Source organism: Methanomassiliicoccus sp., from assembly GCA_012719175.1.
In the GTDB taxonomy this organism is placed as follows: domain Archaea; phylum Thermoplasmatota; class Thermoplasmata; order Methanomassiliicoccales; family Methanomassiliicoccaceae; genus UBA6.
Map to the genome: position 1 here is coordinate 84,845 of JAAYAX010000013.1, position 17,612 is coordinate 102,456.

Sequence of the window (17,612 nt, forward strand, 5' to 3'; positions counted from 1 at the left end):
TTGCTCGATGTCCTCCACTCTGCCCGCGCTCGCCTTCCTGGCCGCAGGCACCCTCGCTTTCATGGCCCTGAGCTTGGGTAGGAAGGGTACGGCCGAAGCCCTCAGGAATGCTAAGGAGGAGTGGCCATTCATCCTTCTGCTGCTCTTAGCGTTGGGAGGAAAGGCCTGGACAGAGCGTTCGATGGTGTCTGCCGCGCCTCCCCTTCTATTGCCTGATGCCTTCCAGCTCCTCGGAGAAGAGGTCTCTGCGATGCAGTCCTGGCTTCCAGGAGAGCTCGTGTTCCTGTTCTCCTTCCTTTATGTGCTCCTCTTCCCCCTGACATTGGGAACGGCCGCCCTGTGGCTGCTATCTACGGACCGCAATAGGTTCCGGACATATTGCACCTCGATGGCCATCGCCAGCATTGTCCTGCTTCTTGCTCATGTTCTGATGCTCTCGACCCGTCCCGCCCTGGACCCTTCGTCCGGAGTGAGCCCATTGCTGTACAAGGATAATTTTTGGGGACCCCTATCCGACGACCTGATATCGCGTGGCCAAAGCTTTCCCAGCGGCCACACCACCCTCCTGACCGTGGTCGCCCTGGCGTTGCGGGGCAAAGGGAAGGGAGCAATGGTCGCGCTCATCATTCTAGGTCTGAACATGATCGGCGTGCTCTACCTCGGCCTGCACAGGCCCGCGGACGTGGTCGTGGGCCTCCTCCTGGGATGGTTCAGCGTCCTCTCCGGCCGATACCTCCTCAGGAAGTACGAAGGAAAGTGTTCTAACTTATGGAGATGAGAGTAACTATGAAGGTCAGCTCCTTACCGGCCACCTCTCGATCATGATTGATTACGGCCGTCCCGTTGGTCACGTCCACGCTCTCCACATAGATCTCGGAGCCAGTGTAGTCGATGCCTTTCTTGGCGAACGCACTGGAGGCGTCCAACTGGTGATGTACAATGATGTTATCACCCGTGCTGTCGTATGTGGCGTTGATCTGCCATCCCTGGCTTGGATCCGATGAGCTGCCATATGCTTTGTAGTCAGCACCGCCCGAGGGAATGTCGTTGAGGATGCGGACGTTCGCACCGTCGACGAACAGCACCTGCACGTTCCAACCGTACACCGGATCGGTGTACAGCATGAAGCCGGTAGGGGTGGCGCTGAAGTAGTCCTCGAAATCACTGATGGACATGGTTCTCTGGACCGGGACCGACTCCGTGAGCTGGAGAGTTATCAGCTTGCTTTCATTAAGCGTATATCCCTCGCCAGCGGGAATGACTATCGTCCTTGTCTCCCCCTTCTTCATGCCCACGATCCCCTCGCTGAAACCAGTCAGTGTGCCCTGCGAGCCAAGGATGAACTCATATGGCTTGTAGACGGTCTCGTTGCCCCTGAAGCTGAAAGAGAGCGATTTGGGATTGGTGGTATTGTCTGCAGCCACGGAGTATATCGATGTGTCGAAGACCCTTCCGTCCGCCAGCTTACCTATGTAGTCGACCTTGACGACATCTCCTTTCTGCGCTGCCCGGTTCTCGCCGGTTAAGAACATGAATGCCCCTATCGATGACGCCACCAGCACGATGACGATAACAACGGCGATGAGAGCGTTCTTGCCACTACGATCTTGGGATAAAGCTGACCTCGACCTCATAGGAACGTGCCAGTGATTCTGTTCGCTCGATTTATAATGTGTGGTCTCAGGGGACATTTCCTACACCGTAGTAAGTGCTGGCCAGGACGGGCTCGGACCCTTGCTTGCAAGGTCCTCACGGCTTGATCGGAACTTTCACAGATGCCCTCGTGGGGCCAGTGAGGATGCGTAAGCCATTTTTTCCGGAGAAACCGTAAATATACGACAGGTATTAGGAGCGGCCTGATGAAGACCCTTTACATTCACTCTGACTACCTGGAGTACGCTGTGAAGAAGCCTACTCCCGTCGCCGACCAGATCACCGAGGATGAGAAGCAAGGTCGGTTCGAGGAGGTCCTGGTAGCCTTCATCAGCGTGGAGAAGGAGGACGAGAGCGATCCTGAGGCCATAGCAAAGAAGGTCACCGATGACCTGGTGCAGGTCTCCAAGAAGGTCGGTGCGGACACCATCGTCCTATACCCCTACGCTCACCTGTCCTCCTCGTTGTCCTCCCCGGACGTTGGGAAGAAGATGCTCCGGACCATGGAAGCGATCCTTCAAGAGAAGGGCCTAAAGGCCCATCGCGCGCCGTTCGGCTGGTACAAGTCATTCAAGATAAGCTGCAAGGGGCACCCCCTATCTGAACTGTCCAGGGAGATGCGCCTCGAGGCCAAGAAGGTCGAGGTGGAGAAGTACGATCCATCGGTGATGCTGAAGCAGATATCCAAGACCAAGCTGAGCAAGGGTGACCTCAAGGAGAACGATCACCGCATCATCGGCCAGAAACTGGACCTGTTCAGCTTCTACGACGTTGCACCAGGAATGGTTTTCTGGCACCCTAAGGGGCTGATCATACGCAACGCACTCATCGATTTCTGGAGGGCAGAGCACAGGAAGGCCGGTTACGTGGAGATAAAGACCCCGCAGGTCATGAGCGATGTCCTGTGGAAGACCTCCGGCCACTGGGAGCATTACAAGGACAACATCTTCCTCACCAACTACGATGACCGCCAATTCGTGGTCAAGCCCATGAACTGTCCCGGGGGTATACTGGTGTTCAACAGCAAGGACCGCAGCTACCGGGAACTGCCAATGAGAGTAGGGGAGATGGGGGAGGTCCACAGAGTGGAGCTTTCCGGCGTCCTCTCTGGGCTCTTCAGGGTCATCCAGTTCACCCAGGATGACGCGCATGTTTACTGCACGGAGGAGCAGCTGGAATCCGAGATCAATGGTATCATCGAGCTGGTCAGCAAGTTCTACCAGCTCTTCGGTTTCCAATACCGCATGGAGCTGTCCACCAGGCCCGAGAACTTCATGGGGCAGATGGAGCAGTGGAACAAGGCAGAGAGCCTCCTACGGAAGGTCCTGGACGATAGAGGCGCCAAATATGAGGTCAACGAGGGAGATGGAGCGTTCTACGGACCCAAGATAGATTTCAAGATCAAGGACTCGCTGGGAAGGGAGTGGCAGACCGCCACCATCCAGGTGGACTTCCAGATGCCTGAGAGGTTCCAGATAAAGTACGTAGGGGACGATGGCAAGGACCACCGCCCCATCATGCTCCACCGTACCATCTATGGCTCCCTGGAGAGGTTCATAGGCATACTCATCGAGCACTACAACGGCAACTTCCCCCTCTGGTTGGCCCCGGTGCAGCTGCGCGTTATCTCCTTCAAGGATGACAATGCCAAGTCCGCCAAGGAGATCCACGATAGGCTGTTCGACCTCGGTTACCGTGTGGATCTGGACCTCAGCTACGGTACCGTGGAGGGTAAGGTCAGGGATGCGGAGCTGCAGAAGATACCGTACATCATCGTGATCGGGGACAAGGAGGAGCAGAACGGCACCCTGGCGGTTAGGAAGCATGGTGTCAAGGGAGCCAAGTTCGGCGTGAAGTTCGAGGACTTTGTCGCCCAGTTGGCAGCAGAGAACAGCCCCTCAGGGGCGTCTGACGACACGAAGGTGCTGCACTAGGCTCTTAAGGAGTTCTCGTTCTCTCCGAGGGAGCTTTCCCTTTGTGGAAAGAAGCTTCCCTGGCATCATCTTTTTACTATTGGCCAAGGTGAGGGAAGAGACCGCGGTTCGATGGATCGGTCTGATCGTACTATTTTAAAATTTTTATTAATGATTAACAACTTTCGGCCATATTTTTATTAGGCCTGCGGTCGATACCATGCCATGCGCAAGATGGCGGTCATCAGCGTCTCCCTGAACGAGAAGAACCTCGAAGTGCTTGACAAGATGGAGAAGGAGCTGGGGCTGGCAGGAAGGAGCGAGGCCATCAGGGCTTGCCTCAGAGCAGCGGAGGCGGAACTGAAGGAGAGGGCGTCCCTCACTGGAGAGGTGGAAGGCGTTCTGATAACCGTCCATCGTAAAAGGGATGAGCAGAACTTCGAGGAGTCGGTGCACCATCACACCGACATAATATCCACGCAGCTGCATTCCCATCTTAAGAACGGAAAATGCCTTGATGTCATACTTATTAAAGGGGATGCGGAGAGCGTCAAGAGCCTCATGGACGATTTCCATAAGGATAAGGACCTCGAGTACCTCAAGTTCATACAGTCGTGATCCTGTCCACCTCCCCACCCCCACGTGATGGTGTAGCGGCATTGCGATGACCTTGAAAAAATAATTAAGACCACTCATGGCGCAGAAAAGATTTTGACCTGACAATAATATTGGGAGCGGATGGACGAAAAGGACCTGAGGCTTTTTCAGCTTCTGCTCATCAACAACAGGATCACGCATCGGGAGATGGCCCATGAGCTGGGGATCTCCGTGCCCTCGGTCCACAGACGCCTTCAGAACCTCATAGACCAGGGGATCGTCACCAAGTTCACCGCCAATATTTCTTCTGGCTACCTCAGAGCTGTTCCCGTTAAGATCATGGGGGTCAGCGAGTCCCTGTCCATAAATGGCCATATGAAGGAACCGACCGAAAGGAGCTTCACGGAGAAGGTATATCAATTCGGATCGAACGCCCTGGTCATAACTCTGTTACTGAAAGGTCTGGATGACCTTGGGCCCTCCGTGGAACGTATCCGGGAGAACCTGGAGATAAGGGAGCTCAGCGTGGTCATACCCTCCAGGGCGACCTCGGCCAACATACCGGTCCATCACAAATATACCGGCACCAAGCCTCTCACATTACTGGATTATCGCATCATAGCGGCACTGCACGATGATGCAAGGAAACCCCTGAACGAGGTAGCTGATGATCTCGATGTCTCCGTGAAGACGGTCAGGCGTCACTTTGACACCATGGTGGAGCAAGGGTCCATTGAGCTTAGCACCAATTGGATGCCAGAAAGGACCTCCGGTATCTACTCCCTTGTTCATATCGAGCTGCGGCCGGGTGAGAACAAGGGCCGATACATCGCCCGCTTGAACGACAGGTTCGGCCCTCGTATACTCGTAGGATTGGAGTCCAGCAACCTTCCTGATCTGGTCGTCCTCAGCTGCTGGTCCCCCACCATGGATAAGCATATGGAGATGGTGGAGGACATATCCAATGATGAGGAGACCGTTCTCACCTTTTCCAGGATCATTCGCAGCACCTGGTTGTTCAAAACGTGGAGGAACAAGCTATTGCAGGAAAGGATCGCCGGGCCTTGGCACTAGCTCGCCCGGCAGCTTGCTGGCTTGCGTTAATCCATTCCCTTTTTTTATTGACCGATGAAAAAAAGGAGCATTCCTCCTCACTTTTTGTTCCTCTTCTTCTTTTCAGCGGCTAACACGAGTTTATGCTCGGTCAGACCGATGAAAGCCGTGAGGAATAGGAATGACCCGAACACGGGAACACCAATCCTCCCATCGCCTTGAAGGAGCTTCGTCGATGGGAGAGCCAGCGGTTGAAGGTCAGATGGCCTTGAAGGGGGGCGAGTATAGTTCAGGGACGGTGAGCTGCATTGGATGAACTTATCCTCGACCTGCTGGTGGCCTTTCTTATCGTTGCTCCTGTCGTGGGAGCTCTGGTCTGCCTTTACCTGCGAAAGCTGCCAGCGATAGGAAAGGCGGTCGGAGCGGTCTCCGTGCTTATGGCAATATCTGCTCTAGCCCTTCTATCGATAGTGGTGACAGCAGGGCCGATCGTCCGGGATGCGTATGGTCTTGAAACGATCAGCGTAGGAATAACGATCCTGGACCTCATACTCATGCTCGCATTCTTATACATCTCCTGGAAGGCAAAGAGCGCCCTGGCGGGAGTGTTCGCCGGCCTCCAGCTCGTTGTCCTCACTGCCATGGAGGTGGGCGGTGTCAGTGAGCATGGGGCAGCTATGAATGTTGATCAGCTAAGTGTGATGATGGCGTTCATCACCTCGGTCATAGGGTCCATAATATGCGTTTTCGCGGTCAGGTACATGACCCACTATGAGGACCATGGGCGGTTCTTCGCTGTGATGCTGCTGTTCCTGGGGGCGATGAACGGGGCGGTCTTCTCCAACAACCTGCTGTGGCTGTTCTTCTTCTGGGAGGTCACCACGCTGTGTTCGTACCTTCTAATAGGCCATACCGGTACGAAAGATGCCCGAAGGTCCGCGGTCACTGCGGCCGAATACACTCTAGGGGGCGGGCTGGCCCTGGCCGTGGGGATCCTGCTGTGCCACTCCCTATTCGGTACGGTGTTCATCGACCAGATACCTGAGGGAGCGGCATTAGGCAGGCTGGCCTTTCTACCTCTGGCGCTCATGGCCGTGGCCGCTTTCACCAAGTCGGCCCAGATCCCATTCCAGAAGTGGCTGCTGGGTGCCATGGTGGCGCCGACCCCGGTCTCGGCCCTACTGCACTCGGCAACCATGGTCAACCTGGGAGTCTACCTCCTGCTGAGGCTGGCTCCCAAGCTTCAGGGCAGCGGAGCGCTTTCGACGATAGTGGCACTGGTGGGGGTCATCTCCTTCGTTATCACGGCCGTTCTAGCCATGACCCAGAGCAACGCCAAGCGCGTGCTGGCCTACTCCACAATCAGCAACCTGGGTTTGATCGTGGCGTGCGCAGGCCTGGGTACGTCCCTGGCCCTGACGGCGGCGATGCTCCTCCTGGTCTTCCATGCCATATCCAAGGCCCTCCTCTTCATGTCCGTCGGCGTCATTAAGGAACGGACAGGGTCGGAGGAGATCGATGCCATGGAGGGCCTCCGGGACTCCATGCCGCTGGTGTCCGCGATGGTCCTGGTGGGCGTGTCCATGATGGTCATGCCCCCCTTCGGGATGTTCGCGTCCAAGTGGCTGCTCAGCGAGGCCGTTGCCTCCCATCCCTTGATCGCGCTGCTACTGGTCCTGGGCTTCGGGGCCACCCTGGTCTATTACGCGAAATGGCTAGGGAGGATCTTCACAGGCGGCATCAGGAGGGACCGTCTCCAGCGGGACGGGACCCCCCGGACGTATGCTGCGACCCTGATGGCGACGGCCACGGTCGGTATACTGGCGACCGTCCTGATGGGTCCGCTCCTAGATGGTCTCATCAATCCCTATGTCTCCAGGGTCTTCGAGCCCGCCCTTCAAATGGGCGAGTGGGGACTGTTCACGACCATGGGCCTGTTCCCCATGGTGGCCCTTGTCGTCCTTGCAGCCCTGCTGGTGATTGTGGTCATACTGCCACGGAGGGCGCCACAGGTCCGGGAGGTCTACACATGCGGGGAAGGCAGCGACGTCCAAGTCGGTACGTTCTACTACTGGACGGAAGCGAAGGTGGCAAAGATCACTTGGACGGCCAACATGCTGATGGCGCTCCTGATCATCGTCATGGTGTTCTCTCCGCTCATCCAGGAGGTGGCAGCGTGAGCTCCTCCTTCGAGCAGATAGCCCTCCTGGCCCTATGGGCGGCGGTCCCGCTGCTGGTCGGTGTGCTGCTAGGCCTAGATCGGGTCCTGACGGCCCGCCTGCAGGGGCGCCAGGGTCCCTCGGTCCTGCAGTCACTACGCGACCTGACGAAGCTGCTGCATAAGAAAGGGAGCTACGTGAACGGCTCTCAGGCCATGTTCGCCTACGGGGCCCTGGTCCTACAAGCATCGGCAGCCCTGGTGCTGATCATGGGAAGCGACGTCCTCACCGCCTTCCTCCTATCGGGGGTGGGCTGCTTCCTCATGGTCATGGCCGCCCTCTCGGTGCGATCACCATACTCCCATCTGGGAGCCCAGCGCGAGCTGGTGCAGATGATGGCCACGGAACCGGTGGTCATGATGATCGTGCTATCCTTAGGATATGCCAGCGGTTCGTTCCTGGGCTCAGATATGGATGAGATGCTGGTCCTGACCCTGCCGCTAGCAGCGGCGTCTATGGTGCCAGTGCTCCTCATCAGGCTGGAGAAATCGCCTTACGACATCGCCACCGCGCACTCGGAGATCGTCTCCGGACCCTACGTGGAGTTCTCCGGCAGGGGGCTGGGCATCACCAAACTGGCCCACTGGTTCGAACTGGCAGTGATGTTCGGGATCCTGCTGCTCCTCTTCCGCCTGCCCGACCCCGCGCTGGACCTGGCGGTCAAGGCAATGGTGGTACTCGCGGTGGTCGTTATGACGGCCGTTATCGACAACACAACTGCAAGGCTTACCCGTTGGAGGATGCTCCGCTTCAGCCTCACCTTCTGTCTGGGAGCGGTGATGCTCAATATGATCGTCCTCTACCTGGTCAATACTGGGGTGATACAGTGAAGGGAAGAAGAGAGGCGAGATCGCCATGGATACTGCACTTCGACACAGGATCGTGCAACGGGTGCGATATCGAGATATGGGCGCTGCTGACGCCGAAGTACGATGTGGAGAGGTTTGGGATGATGAACAAGGGTAACCCCAAGCACGCCGACATACTGCTGGTCACAGGTCCAGTGACGACGAAATGCGCTCCGCGGCTGAGGAACCTGTACGAGCAGATGCCAAATCCCAAGCTGGTGGTGGCCTGCGGTGACTGCGCTTCTACGGGCGCCCCCTTCGTGGGTTGCTATAACACCTGCGGGGGCGTGGACTCGGTCATTCCCGTGGACGTGTACGTCCCTGGCTGTGCCTGCCGTCCCGAGGTCCTCATCGACGGAGTGGTCATGGCCGTGAACAAGTGGAGGGAGATCACCAGCGTTTCGTCCGAGGGGGCGAGAGCATGAGCGGATGCTCCAACACCGAGACGGTCGCGAGGGTCGCTGCCATGATGAGGGAGAAGGATACACGCCTGGTGACCATCGTGGCCGCGGATGATGGTGAAGGCACCGCGGAGCTCATCTACATCATGGACAGGAGAGGTGAGCTCATCAAACTCCGCGTCCGCTGCCGCTGGGACGAGGAGCTGGAGAGCCTATCGCCAGAGTACAAGGGAGCGGAGAACATGGAGAGGGAGATGATGGATCTGCTGGGACTGAGCTTCCAGGGGGTGCAGGGAGGACTGTTCCTGGGACCGGGAGGCCAGCCCCCGCTAAGGACACAGGGAGAGTGATGATATGAGCAGGACGACACTGATACCTTTCGGGCCGCAGCACCCTGCGTTCCTGGAGCCGCTGAACCTCAGCCTGAAGCTGAGCGAGGAGACCGTCATAGGGGTGGAGATCAACTATGGATACAACCACCGTGGCCTAGAGAAGGCGCTGACCAGCGACTTCCGCAGGAGCATCTACATGTGCGAGAGGGTGTGTGGCATATGCTCCTTCTTCCACTCCACCGCCTACTGCCAGTCCCTGGAGTCCCTGTTCCAGGCCGAGGTGCCGGAGAGGGCACGGTACATCCGCACGATCATGATGGAAAGCCAGCGACTGACGTCGCACCTCCTGGCCCTGGGCCACACCGCCGAGGCCATCGGTTACGAGAGCCTGTTCATGCAGCTCTTCCGGGAGAGGGAGTCCATCATGCGCATGGTCAATGACATATCCGGGAACCGGGTGCATTACAGCATGAACACCATCGGAGGGGTCAGGAGGGACATCTCCGCGGAGCAGCAGGCGGACGTGATCACCAAACTGGATGGTCTGGAAGTTCGTTTCCAGGAGCTTGCCGAGATCTTTGAGAAGGACCCCACCATAAGGGCACGCACGGTTGGCAAGGGTGTGCTCACCGAGGAGATGGCGCGCAACTACGGCGTAGTTGGTCCTGTGGCCCGGGCCAGCGGTCTCGCCCAGGACCTCAGGGATACATATAGCCAGGGTCTGAACTTCCATCTGGTGGTGAGAGAGGAAGGGGATGCCTATGCCCGCAGCATGGTCAGGGTGGAGGAGGTCCTCCGATCGATAGACCTGATACGTCAGACGGTGTCGGAGCTACCGGGCGGACCTCTGCAAGCCCCGGTAAAGGGTAATCCCAAGGGCGAGGCCTTCACTCGGCTGGAGGCGCCTCGCGGGGAGCTGCTCTACTATGTCAAGGCCAAAGGAACGGCGGACCTGGAGCGCATCAAGATCAAGACCCCGGCGTTCGTGAACGTGGCCGCACTGTCGGCCATGGTCCCCGGCTGCGAGATGGCGGACATACCTGTGATCACCGTTTCTGTGGACCCCTGCATATGCTGCACGGAGAGGTGAGCATATGGCCATGCTGTCCATAGTGCTGAGGAACCTGATCACTGGACCGGTAACGACAAGATATCCTGAAGGGCCTGCGGACATACCCGAAGGCAACAGAGGCAGGGTCGATTGGAACATGGAAGCTTGTACCCTCTGCGGGCTCTGCCAGAAACGCTGCCCAACCCTAGCCGTCAAGGTCGACAGGAGGGCAGGGACCACCACCATGGAGGTGTTCCGCTGCATCGCCTGCGGGGTGTGTGTCGATGTCTGCCCTCAGGATTCCATATCTATGGTCATAGGGACCTCGCGACCGGGATACATCAAGGAAGTTCGGACATACATAAAGGAGGTGACGGAAGAGCGGGCCGAAGACCGCCCGCAGCCCTAGGGCGTGATACATTGTAGATGGGAGCGCTGTTCACCGTTAAGCGACGTGGAATCCTTTCCCTGCGCTCCCCAAAATATTTCTGATACCCGGTCGGACCTGGGCCATTCGACCCGTCCATGAAGTAGGGAGAATCACCCTCCTTAAAGAGCCTGGGTCCCATTGTCACAGGAAGCCGGGAGTCGGACCATTGATGAAGGTCGATCGTCACAGTTCAGAGCTCGCGAACGTCCCCCCTCACACCTAGGGCGTTCCCTGTGAACATTGCTCCTCATATCGAGAAGCTACATATCCTATCCCATCTCGAAGCTGCTAACCCCGAAGACATGGTCCAGCTGAACGGCGGGAGGGTCCTTGGTATATATGCGCACGGTCCTGAAGACCTCGGCCAAGTGGAGGATGTTCGCGAGGGTCATGCCCTCATGGTTGAAATCGGTGACATCAAGGAGGTATTTCTCGCCTGGAATCGTGGAGATGAGGCCGCGCAGCACCTTCTCCGCTGTGCGTCGGTTGTCGGCGAAGAGCGGACCTATCTTATGGCCAGTCCTGCATGGCCTGATGGCCCCGTAGCCAGCTATTGTCTCCTCCTGGAGCGACACCAGCACCGTGGTCCCTTCCTGGGAGAGAAAGGATTTGAGAAAGTCCTTTCGGGGGGCGGAAAAGATCCGGGCATCATATGCGGAGAGCTCGTCCCAGGGGATCTCGGTCCCGAGCACGAGGTCAGGATCATGGTCCCCGCCCCCCCATCCCCGGAACCGATGATTCCAATAGACTGGTCGAAAACCCATCCTTTGATAGTGGGGGAGCAGGTGGGGAACGCCGTCAGCCCCGATGTTGCGTCCCTTTCCCTTATCCAGAACGTGCTCCACCATCCTTCTGCCGATCCCCAGGCCACGCATGTCCTTGCGGACTATGTTGAATCCAAAGAAGCTAAGGTCACCGGGATAATCGATCAGCGATACAGAGGATATCATCTCGCCGGCGATCTCACCGGCGTAAAAGGCGGTGGGCGCAGCATCATAGAACGCCTCGGCATCGTGGAGACCGGGGTTCCATCCCTCCTTGTCAGCCCATTCAACGGCCGTGCCGACCTCGTCCCTGGTCATGTTCCTGATCGTCAGCGGTCCGGTCGGGCGGTACATTTTTTATCGATGATCACCGTCCTGATATGAATATTAATTTTCTTCTATAAAACCCAGCGATGATAACGACCGGGGGGTTAGGAAAAGGAAGTAGAGCTGAAAGGGTTTGTCAGATCAGCCAGAAGCACGGATCATCTCCACGATGGCGTCCCCAGCCTGCCTTGTATTGAGCTTGCCTCCCATATCCGCAGTGACCAACCTTTGGTCCATGGCCCTCTTCACCGCCCATTCGATGAGCTTACCGAGGTCCGGACGGCCCAGCTGATCAATCATCATCTTGGCCGCGAGGATGGCGGCGATAGGGTTGGCTTTTCCCTGTCCCGCGATATCAGGTGCGGAACCGTGAACGGGCTCGAACATGGAGACCCCATGGGGATTGATGTTGCCCGATGCGGCCACTCCCAGTCCCCCCATGATCTCCGCCCCCAGGTCGGTGAGTATATCGCCGAACATGTTGGGGCAGGCCACGATACCAAAGCGCTCCGGAGACCTCACCAGGGCCATGGCCATGGCATCAACGTACATGAACTCCACGGGGATGCCATACTCCTCCGACTTCTGCTTGAAGATCCTCCTCCATAAATGGTACAGGTGGGTGCATATGTTGGCCTTGTCCGCGGCGGTGATCTTCTCCACCCCCCGGTTCCTGGCCATCTCGAACGCGTAATCGGCGAAGCGCTCGATGCCCTTGCTGGACATTATCCCTACCTCATAGGCGAACTCATAGTCGGAGGAGGATGTGGCCTCGACCTTGAGGTCCAGATCATAAAGGTGCCGCCTTATCGTGATCGTGGAGGTCGGTTCCTTCTTTTGGAAGGAGCCGCCCGCGCCCATGTAGAAGTCCTCGGTGTTCTCCCTCAAAAAGGTGATGTCAAAATCCCGCTCCCTCTTAAATGGAGTATATGGGTGCCATGACCTTGACGGACGCATGTTCACATACTGATCGAAACGTGTTCGCATGGTGATGAGGATCCCCTTTTCGAGGATGCCCGGAGCGACCCGGGGGTCACCTATGGCCCCGAAATAGATGGCATCTTTCTTTCCCAGGCGATCGATGTCCTCTTCGGTGAGCAGGTCCCCGGTCCGAAGGTACCTCTCCGAACCGATGGGGAACCACTCCCACTCAATGGAGAGCGATTCGACCTCTGCTGCTGCATTCAGGACCTTGACCCCTTCAGCAATCACCTCTGGCCCGATGCCATCTCCAGGTACCACCGCGATCTTGTACATGCAAATTCCTCTGAAATGTGACCCTCAATGTCCAGCTCCTATAATTTGATAGTGGACGGAGTACGATGTGTGATCATGATCTCACCAGCTTAGCACACCAACACACGGTCTACGCATGTGCTGGCGACCCCTCCGCCTATAGCGGCAGGTGCTGATCCTGAGTCGGGGTCCCCGTGCGGGGATCGCAGGTGGACTGCATCATCATGCTGCGGCTACTGCCAGGGGCGATGAACCAAGGGATGTGGCGACCGCTATTCATAGCCGTCTGCTCAGGGTCGCCCCCACTCTTAGCCTTCCCGCCCTAAATGGGCTTGGACCTCAGAGCCTACGGATCTCCGCGGCCACCGCGTCACCGACCTCATGGGTCTTGGCGCTTCCTCCAAGGTCACGGGTATATATGCCCCTGTCAAGGGTGGCTCTCACAGCCTTCGTGACCAGGTTCCCCAGGTCCCTGCGGCCAAGGTTGTCCAGCATCATCTTCCCCGCCAGGATGGTGGCGAGCGGATTGATCTGGTCCAATCCCTTGTATTTCGGGGCGCTGCCATGGACCGGCTCGAACATCGAGATCCCTTGAGGGTTGATGTTGCCGCCGGGTGCCAGACCCAGACCCCCGGTTACCTCCGCTAGAAGGTCCGTAAGAATGTCCCCGAACATGTTGGGGGTGGCCACGATCCGGAACTTGTCCGGGTTCTTGACCAGGGCCATGGACATGGCGTCAACGAACATGAAGCCGAAATCCATGCCGGCCTGCCGGCACTTCTCCGACCACACGTCCCGCCACATCCCATAGATGTCACTGCAGACATTGGCCTTGTCGATGATGGTTATGTAGTTCTCACCGACCATCTTCGTATAGTCGATCACGAAATCTGCGAAGCGTTCGGTGTTCTTCCGGGAGAGCAGGCCCACCTGGTACGCGTACTCGTCCACTACAGTGGATGAGGCCTTGACGTCGATGCTCATATGGTAGAGGTGCCTATCGATATCGAGCGTCCTCGAGTCCACCTGGTCCATGAACCTTCCACCAATTCCCACATAGAAATCTTCAGTGTTCTCCCGGAACACATCGATGTTAAAGTCCACATCCCTCTTCAGTCTCCCGAACGGCTTCCACATGGGCGCCGGACGGTGGTTTATGTACTGGTCAAAAGAGAAGCGCAGAGCCAGGAGGATGCCTTTCTCCAGAATTCCTGGTCTGACCCTATCATCCCCGGTCGCGCCCAGATAAATGGACTCGAACCTCCTCAGTTCCTCCACGTCCTCTGAGGTGAGGAGCTTGCCCGTGCTCAGATAACGTTCCGCATCTATCTGGAACTCTTGAAAGTCGAACTGGATGGAGTGGTTCTCGGCCAGTGCGTTCAAGACCTTCAATCCCTCATCGATCACCTCGGGTCCGATGCCGTCGCCCGGTATCACAGCTACTTGATGCATTTTTTTTCCTCCCTGATCTTGGCCATCAGCCCCCCTCTGTCCATCAGGTCCTTGATGAACGGAGGGAACGGGGCGAAGCGCCATTCCATCCCTTTGGTCTCGTTCACGATCTTACCGTTCTGAACATCGATAGTAAGGACGTTACCCTCATCAGCATCTATCTTGCACTCGATGGGCAGCATGCCGACGTTGATGGAGTTGCGATAGAATATTCGAGCATAGGACTCTGCGATCACGCAGGTGATCCCCGCCTGCTTGATGGCACGGGGCGCATGCTCCCTCGAGGACCCGCAGCCGAAGTTCTTCCCGGCCACGATGATGTCGCCCTTGTTCACGCTCTTGGCCATCTCCGGACGGACCCTCTCGAAGAGGAAATCGCCCAGGCAGTTGTTGTTCTGGCTGATGAGCCTTTCCGCGGGTATGATCTGATCGGTGTCCACATGGTCATCGAAGCGCCATGCTCTCCCCCTTAGTTCGTTCACTGTATCGCCTCCGGTGCCACGATCCTTCCGGCCACAGCGCTCGCCGCCACCACTGCTGGCCCGGCGAGGTACACCTCCGAATCCTTGTGCCCCATACGGCCGATGAAGTTGCGGTTGGTGGATGACACGCACTTCTCCCCTTTGGCTAGAACGCCCATGTGTCCCCCCAGGCAGGCCGCGCAAGTCGGTCCGGAGACGAAGGCCCCCGACCGTACGAACTCGGCCAGCAGCCCCTCCTCAATAGCTTGCTGGTACACCTGCGTAGAAGCAGGTACCACCACCATTCGCACGTCCCGATGCACCTTCTTGCCCTTCATGACCTGGGCAGCGATGCGTAGGTCCTCGATCCGTCCGTTGGTGCACGAGCCCAGGAACGCCTGGTCGATGGCCACGTCCACCTCTGCCGCAGGCTTACCGTTGCTGGGAAGATGGGGAAGGGCGACCATATAGTCGAGAGCGCCGAGGTCGTACTCCAGCGTACGTCCGTACACCGCCCCGGGATCGGGCGCCACCGGCGTGTAGCTACCTCTGACCTTTCCTTGAAGGTATGAAACGGTTCGCTCATCGCATGGGAATATCCCCGCCTTTCCCCCGGCCTCGATGGCCATGTTGCTGACCGTGAGACGGTCGGAGACCGGGACGCTGGCCACCCCGACGCCGGAGAACTCGAAGGCCTTGTAATTCGCTCCATCGACGCCGATGTCGGTGATTATCCTGATTATCAGGTCCTTGCCGGATACCAGCCCGCGGAACCTACCGCTGAGGCGGACATCGATGGCCTCGGGCACCTTGAACCACAGGCGTCCCTCAGCAAAGCAAGCGGCCGCCTCGGTGCTGCCGATGCCCGTGGAAAAGGCGTTTATCCCTCCATAGGTGCAGGTGTGGGAGTCGGCCCCCACTATGAGGCGCCCGGGTGCGGCGAATCCCTCGTCCACCATCACCTGATGGCAAACACCCCCCCTGCCTACCTCGAAGTAGTGGGGAAGGGAATACTTCTGGACGAAGCGTCTCATCTCCGCGGCCTGCTCGGCGGAGGCGACGTCCTTGTTGGGGACGAAATGATCGGGGATGAGCACGATCTTGTCCTTCTTAGGCTCGCATTCCAGTGACTCGAACTCCTGGAACGCCAGAGGGGCCGTCACATCATTCGCCATTACGTAGTCTATCTCCGCCTCCACGATCTGGCCGGCGTGGGCCTCCACCCCGGAATGGGCGGACATGATCTTTTCGGATATGGTCTTTGATCCTGACATCTGAAATCTCCCTTCAACGGCTGAACAGGCGGTCCAGAGCTTCCATGGTAGAGTCCACGCTGGTCTGAACGATGTCCGTACCCACGGCCTTGCCTATGGACATGGTCTTCTTACCGCCGTTCCTTGATACCCTGACGGTCACCTCGCAGAGGGAATCGCTCCCCCCAGTGATGGCGCTGAGGCGATATTCCTCAAGGGATATGTCATTACCCATGACCGCCTTGATGGCGTTTATGGCCGCGTCCACCGGCCCGATGCCGATGGCGGTGCCGGTCTTCTTCTCCCCATGGACATCTATGGACACCACCGCAGTGGGCGTGGTGTTCATGCCGGTGAACACCGCGAACTCCTTGAGCTTCACCTGGTTGACCTCTCTCTTTCCCACGATGTGGGATGCCAGCGCCACAAGCTCGGCGTCGTCGACATCTTTTCCGCCATCGGCGAGCTTCTTCACCTTGTCCACTATCTGGGCGATCTGCTCATCAGTGATCTCCATGCCATACTCCCTGAGCTTCTCCTTCACGGAGTGGGCGCCCGTGTGCTTCCCGATGACGATGCTCCTCTGCACCCCCACCATCTCTGGCCCGAAGGCCTCGTAGGTGGAGGGATCGCCCAGCACCCCGTGGACATGTATCCCTGACTCATGGGCGAAGGCGTTGTTGCCTATGATGGCCTTGTTGCCCGGAATAGCATAACCGGTCAGTCGGCTGACCAGTTTGGAGGTGGGACCGATCTTGCGGGTATCAATGGACATCTCCGTGCCGTAGAACGCCATGAGCGATAGGACCGCTTCCTCCAGCGCTGCGTTCCCTGCCCTTTCCCCCAGGCCGTTGACCGTGACGTGCATCTGCTGCGCTCCCTGACGGACGGCAGAGATGGAGTTGGCGACGGCCAGACCGAAATCGTCGTGGCAGTGCACCGAGATAGGTACCTTGGTCACGGTCATGAGTTCCTTTATCAGGTACTCCATGGCCGAGGGCGAGATCGTCCCTACGGTGTCCGGCACGTTGATCTTGTCCACTCCTGCATTCTGAACAGCGATGTGCATGTCCTTGAGGAAGTCCAGGTCGGTCCGGGTAGCGTCCTCGCAGGAGAACTCCACGGTAAGGCCTCGCGATTTGGCGTACTCGATCGACTCCACCGCCTTGGCCATCACCTCGGGACGGGTCATCTTCAGCTTGTGCTTGAGGTGAATGTCCGATGTAGCGATGAACGTGTGCACGTAATCGAGACCACAGTCCGCGGCCACATCAATATCCCGCTTCACGCACCTCGCCAGGCCGCATATCCGCGATCTCAGGCCGAGCTTGGCTATCTTCCCTACAGCCTCCTGCTCACCTACAGAGGCTGCAGGGAAGCCCGCCTCGATCACGTCCACTCCCAGCTCGTCCAGGGCCTGCGCTATGATGATCTTGTCTTCCGCTGAGAGCGCTATGCCTGGGGTCTGTTCACCATCGCGGAGGGTGGTATCGAACACCATTACCCTCGACGGCAGGGTATCGGCCTTGACCACATTGTTGAACTGGCTGGTGTACACTCTCTTTCGGTCCAGCGGGGGACGGAGGGCTCTAGTTTGGACTGTAGCACTTTGGTCGACCATA

The 17,612-nt window shown here is 57.9% G+C and carries 17 protein-coding genes; 10 read left to right on the forward strand and 7 right to left on the reverse strand.

Features of this window, described 5'->3' with window-relative positions; genetic code table 11:
* Positions 1–7: 7 nt before the first annotated feature.
* Entirely contained in the window at positions 8–778 is a 771-nt protein-coding gene (locus GXX95_09855) for a phosphatase PAP2 family protein (protein ID NLT38444.1), read from the forward strand.
* On the opposite strand, the gene GXX95_09860 is transcribed toward GXX95_09855, so the two are convergent.
* Complete coding sequence (locus GXX95_09860; protein NLT38445.1) at positions 762–1,634, reverse strand: FKBP-type peptidyl-prolyl cis-trans isomerase; 873 nt, start codon at positions 1,632–1,634, stop codon at positions 762–764. The two genes, GXX95_09855 and GXX95_09860, sit on opposite strands and share 17 nt — an antisense overlap.
* Positions 1,635–1,859: 225 nt before the next feature.
* Between GXX95_09860 and thrS the strand changes: the two genes are divergently transcribed.
* The 9 genes from thrS to GXX95_09905 all read left to right on the forward strand — a co-directional run bounded on the left by thrS (position 1,860) and on the right by GXX95_09905 (position 10,476).
* Positions 1,860–3,587, forward strand: a complete 1,728-nt coding sequence (thrS, locus tag GXX95_09865) for a threonine--tRNA ligase (protein ID NLT38446.1) — start codon at positions 1,860–1,862, stop codon at positions 3,585–3,587.
* A gap of 204 nt (positions 3,588–3,791) precedes the next feature.
* Positions 3,792–4,184 (forward strand): CopG family ribbon-helix-helix protein, encoded by a 393-nt coding sequence (locus GXX95_09870; GenBank protein ID NLT38447.1) that lies wholly within the window; start codon positions 3,792–3,794, stop codon positions 4,182–4,184.
* A gap of 120 nt (positions 4,185–4,304) precedes the next feature.
* The gene (locus tag GXX95_09875) at positions 4,305–5,237 is read left to right on the forward strand and encodes a winged helix-turn-helix transcriptional regulator (protein NLT38448.1); all 933 of its coding nucleotides are present in this window, start codon (positions 4,305–4,307) and stop codon (positions 5,235–5,237) included.
* A 287-nt stretch (positions 5,238–5,524) separates the two neighbouring features.
* Positions 5,525–7,396, forward strand: coding sequence for an NADH-quinone oxidoreductase subunit L (locus GXX95_09880; GenBank protein NLT38449.1), 1,872 nt, complete (start codon positions 5,525–5,527; stop codon positions 7,394–7,396).
* Positions 7,393–8,265, forward strand: a complete 873-nt coding sequence (locus GXX95_09885) for an NADH-quinone oxidoreductase subunit H (protein NLT38450.1) — start codon at positions 7,393–7,395, stop codon at positions 8,263–8,265. The genes GXX95_09880 and GXX95_09885 overlap by 4 nt, the downstream gene beginning before the upstream one ends.
* Positions 8,262–8,708 (forward strand): NADH-quinone oxidoreductase subunit NuoB, encoded by a 447-nt coding sequence (gene nuoB / locus GXX95_09890; protein NLT38451.1) that lies wholly within the window; start codon positions 8,262–8,264, stop codon positions 8,706–8,708. Before GXX95_09885 ends, nuoB begins: the two co-directional genes overlap by 4 nt.
* Positions 8,705–9,034: an NADH-quinone oxidoreductase subunit C gene (locus GXX95_09895; protein ID NLT38452.1), complete on the forward strand. Its 330-nt coding sequence runs from the start codon at positions 8,705–8,707 to the stop codon at positions 9,032–9,034. Before nuoB ends, GXX95_09895 begins: the two co-directional genes overlap by 4 nt.
* Before the next feature lie 4 nt (positions 9,035–9,038).
* Positions 9,039–10,106 carry an NADH-quinone oxidoreductase subunit D gene (locus GXX95_09900; protein NLT38453.1) on the forward strand — a complete coding sequence of 356 codons (1,068 nt, stop codon included), beginning with the start codon at positions 9,039–9,041 and terminating at the stop codon, positions 10,104–10,106.
* A gap of 4 nt (positions 10,107–10,110) precedes the next feature.
* Positions 10,111–10,476: a 4Fe-4S binding protein gene (locus GXX95_09905; protein ID NLT38454.1), complete on the forward strand. Its 366-nt coding sequence runs from the start codon at positions 10,111–10,113 to the stop codon at positions 10,474–10,476.
* 290 nt (positions 10,477–10,766) lie between these two features.
* Here GXX95_09905 and GXX95_09910 read toward each other — a convergent pair whose 3' ends face one another.
* The 6 genes from GXX95_09910 to GXX95_09935 form a co-directional block, all read right to left on the reverse strand.
* Positions 10,767–11,615: a GNAT family N-acetyltransferase gene (locus tag GXX95_09910; protein ID NLT38455.1), complete on the reverse strand. Its 849-nt coding sequence runs from the start codon at positions 11,613–11,615 to the stop codon at positions 10,767–10,769.
* Between the two features lie 114 nt (positions 11,616–11,729).
* Positions 11,730–12,845, reverse strand: a complete 1,116-nt coding sequence (locus GXX95_09915) for an isocitrate/isopropylmalate dehydrogenase family protein (protein ID NLT38456.1) — start codon at positions 12,843–12,845, stop codon at positions 11,730–11,732.
* 318 nt (positions 12,846–13,163) lie between these two features.
* On the reverse strand, positions 13,164–14,276 hold the full coding sequence (locus GXX95_09920) for an isocitrate/isopropylmalate dehydrogenase family protein (protein ID NLT38457.1): 1,113 nt from the start codon (positions 14,274–14,276) through the stop codon (positions 13,164–13,166).
* Positions 14,264–14,758 (reverse strand): 3-isopropylmalate dehydratase, encoded by a 495-nt coding sequence (locus tag GXX95_09925; GenBank protein NLT38458.1) that lies wholly within the window; start codon positions 14,756–14,758, stop codon positions 14,264–14,266. Before GXX95_09925 ends, GXX95_09920 begins: the two co-directional genes overlap by 13 nt.
* Entirely contained in the window at positions 14,755–16,011 is a 1,257-nt protein-coding gene (locus GXX95_09930) for a 3-isopropylmalate dehydratase large subunit (GenBank protein ID NLT38459.1), read from the reverse strand. Before GXX95_09930 ends, GXX95_09925 begins: the two co-directional genes overlap by 4 nt.
* A 13-nt stretch (positions 16,012–16,024) precedes the next feature.
* The gene (locus GXX95_09935; protein ID NLT38460.1) at positions 16,025–17,611 is read right to left on the reverse strand and encodes a 2-isopropylmalate synthase; all 1,587 of its coding nucleotides are present in this window, start codon (positions 17,609–17,611) and stop codon (positions 16,025–16,027) included.
* Position 17,612 lies beyond the last annotated feature (1 nt).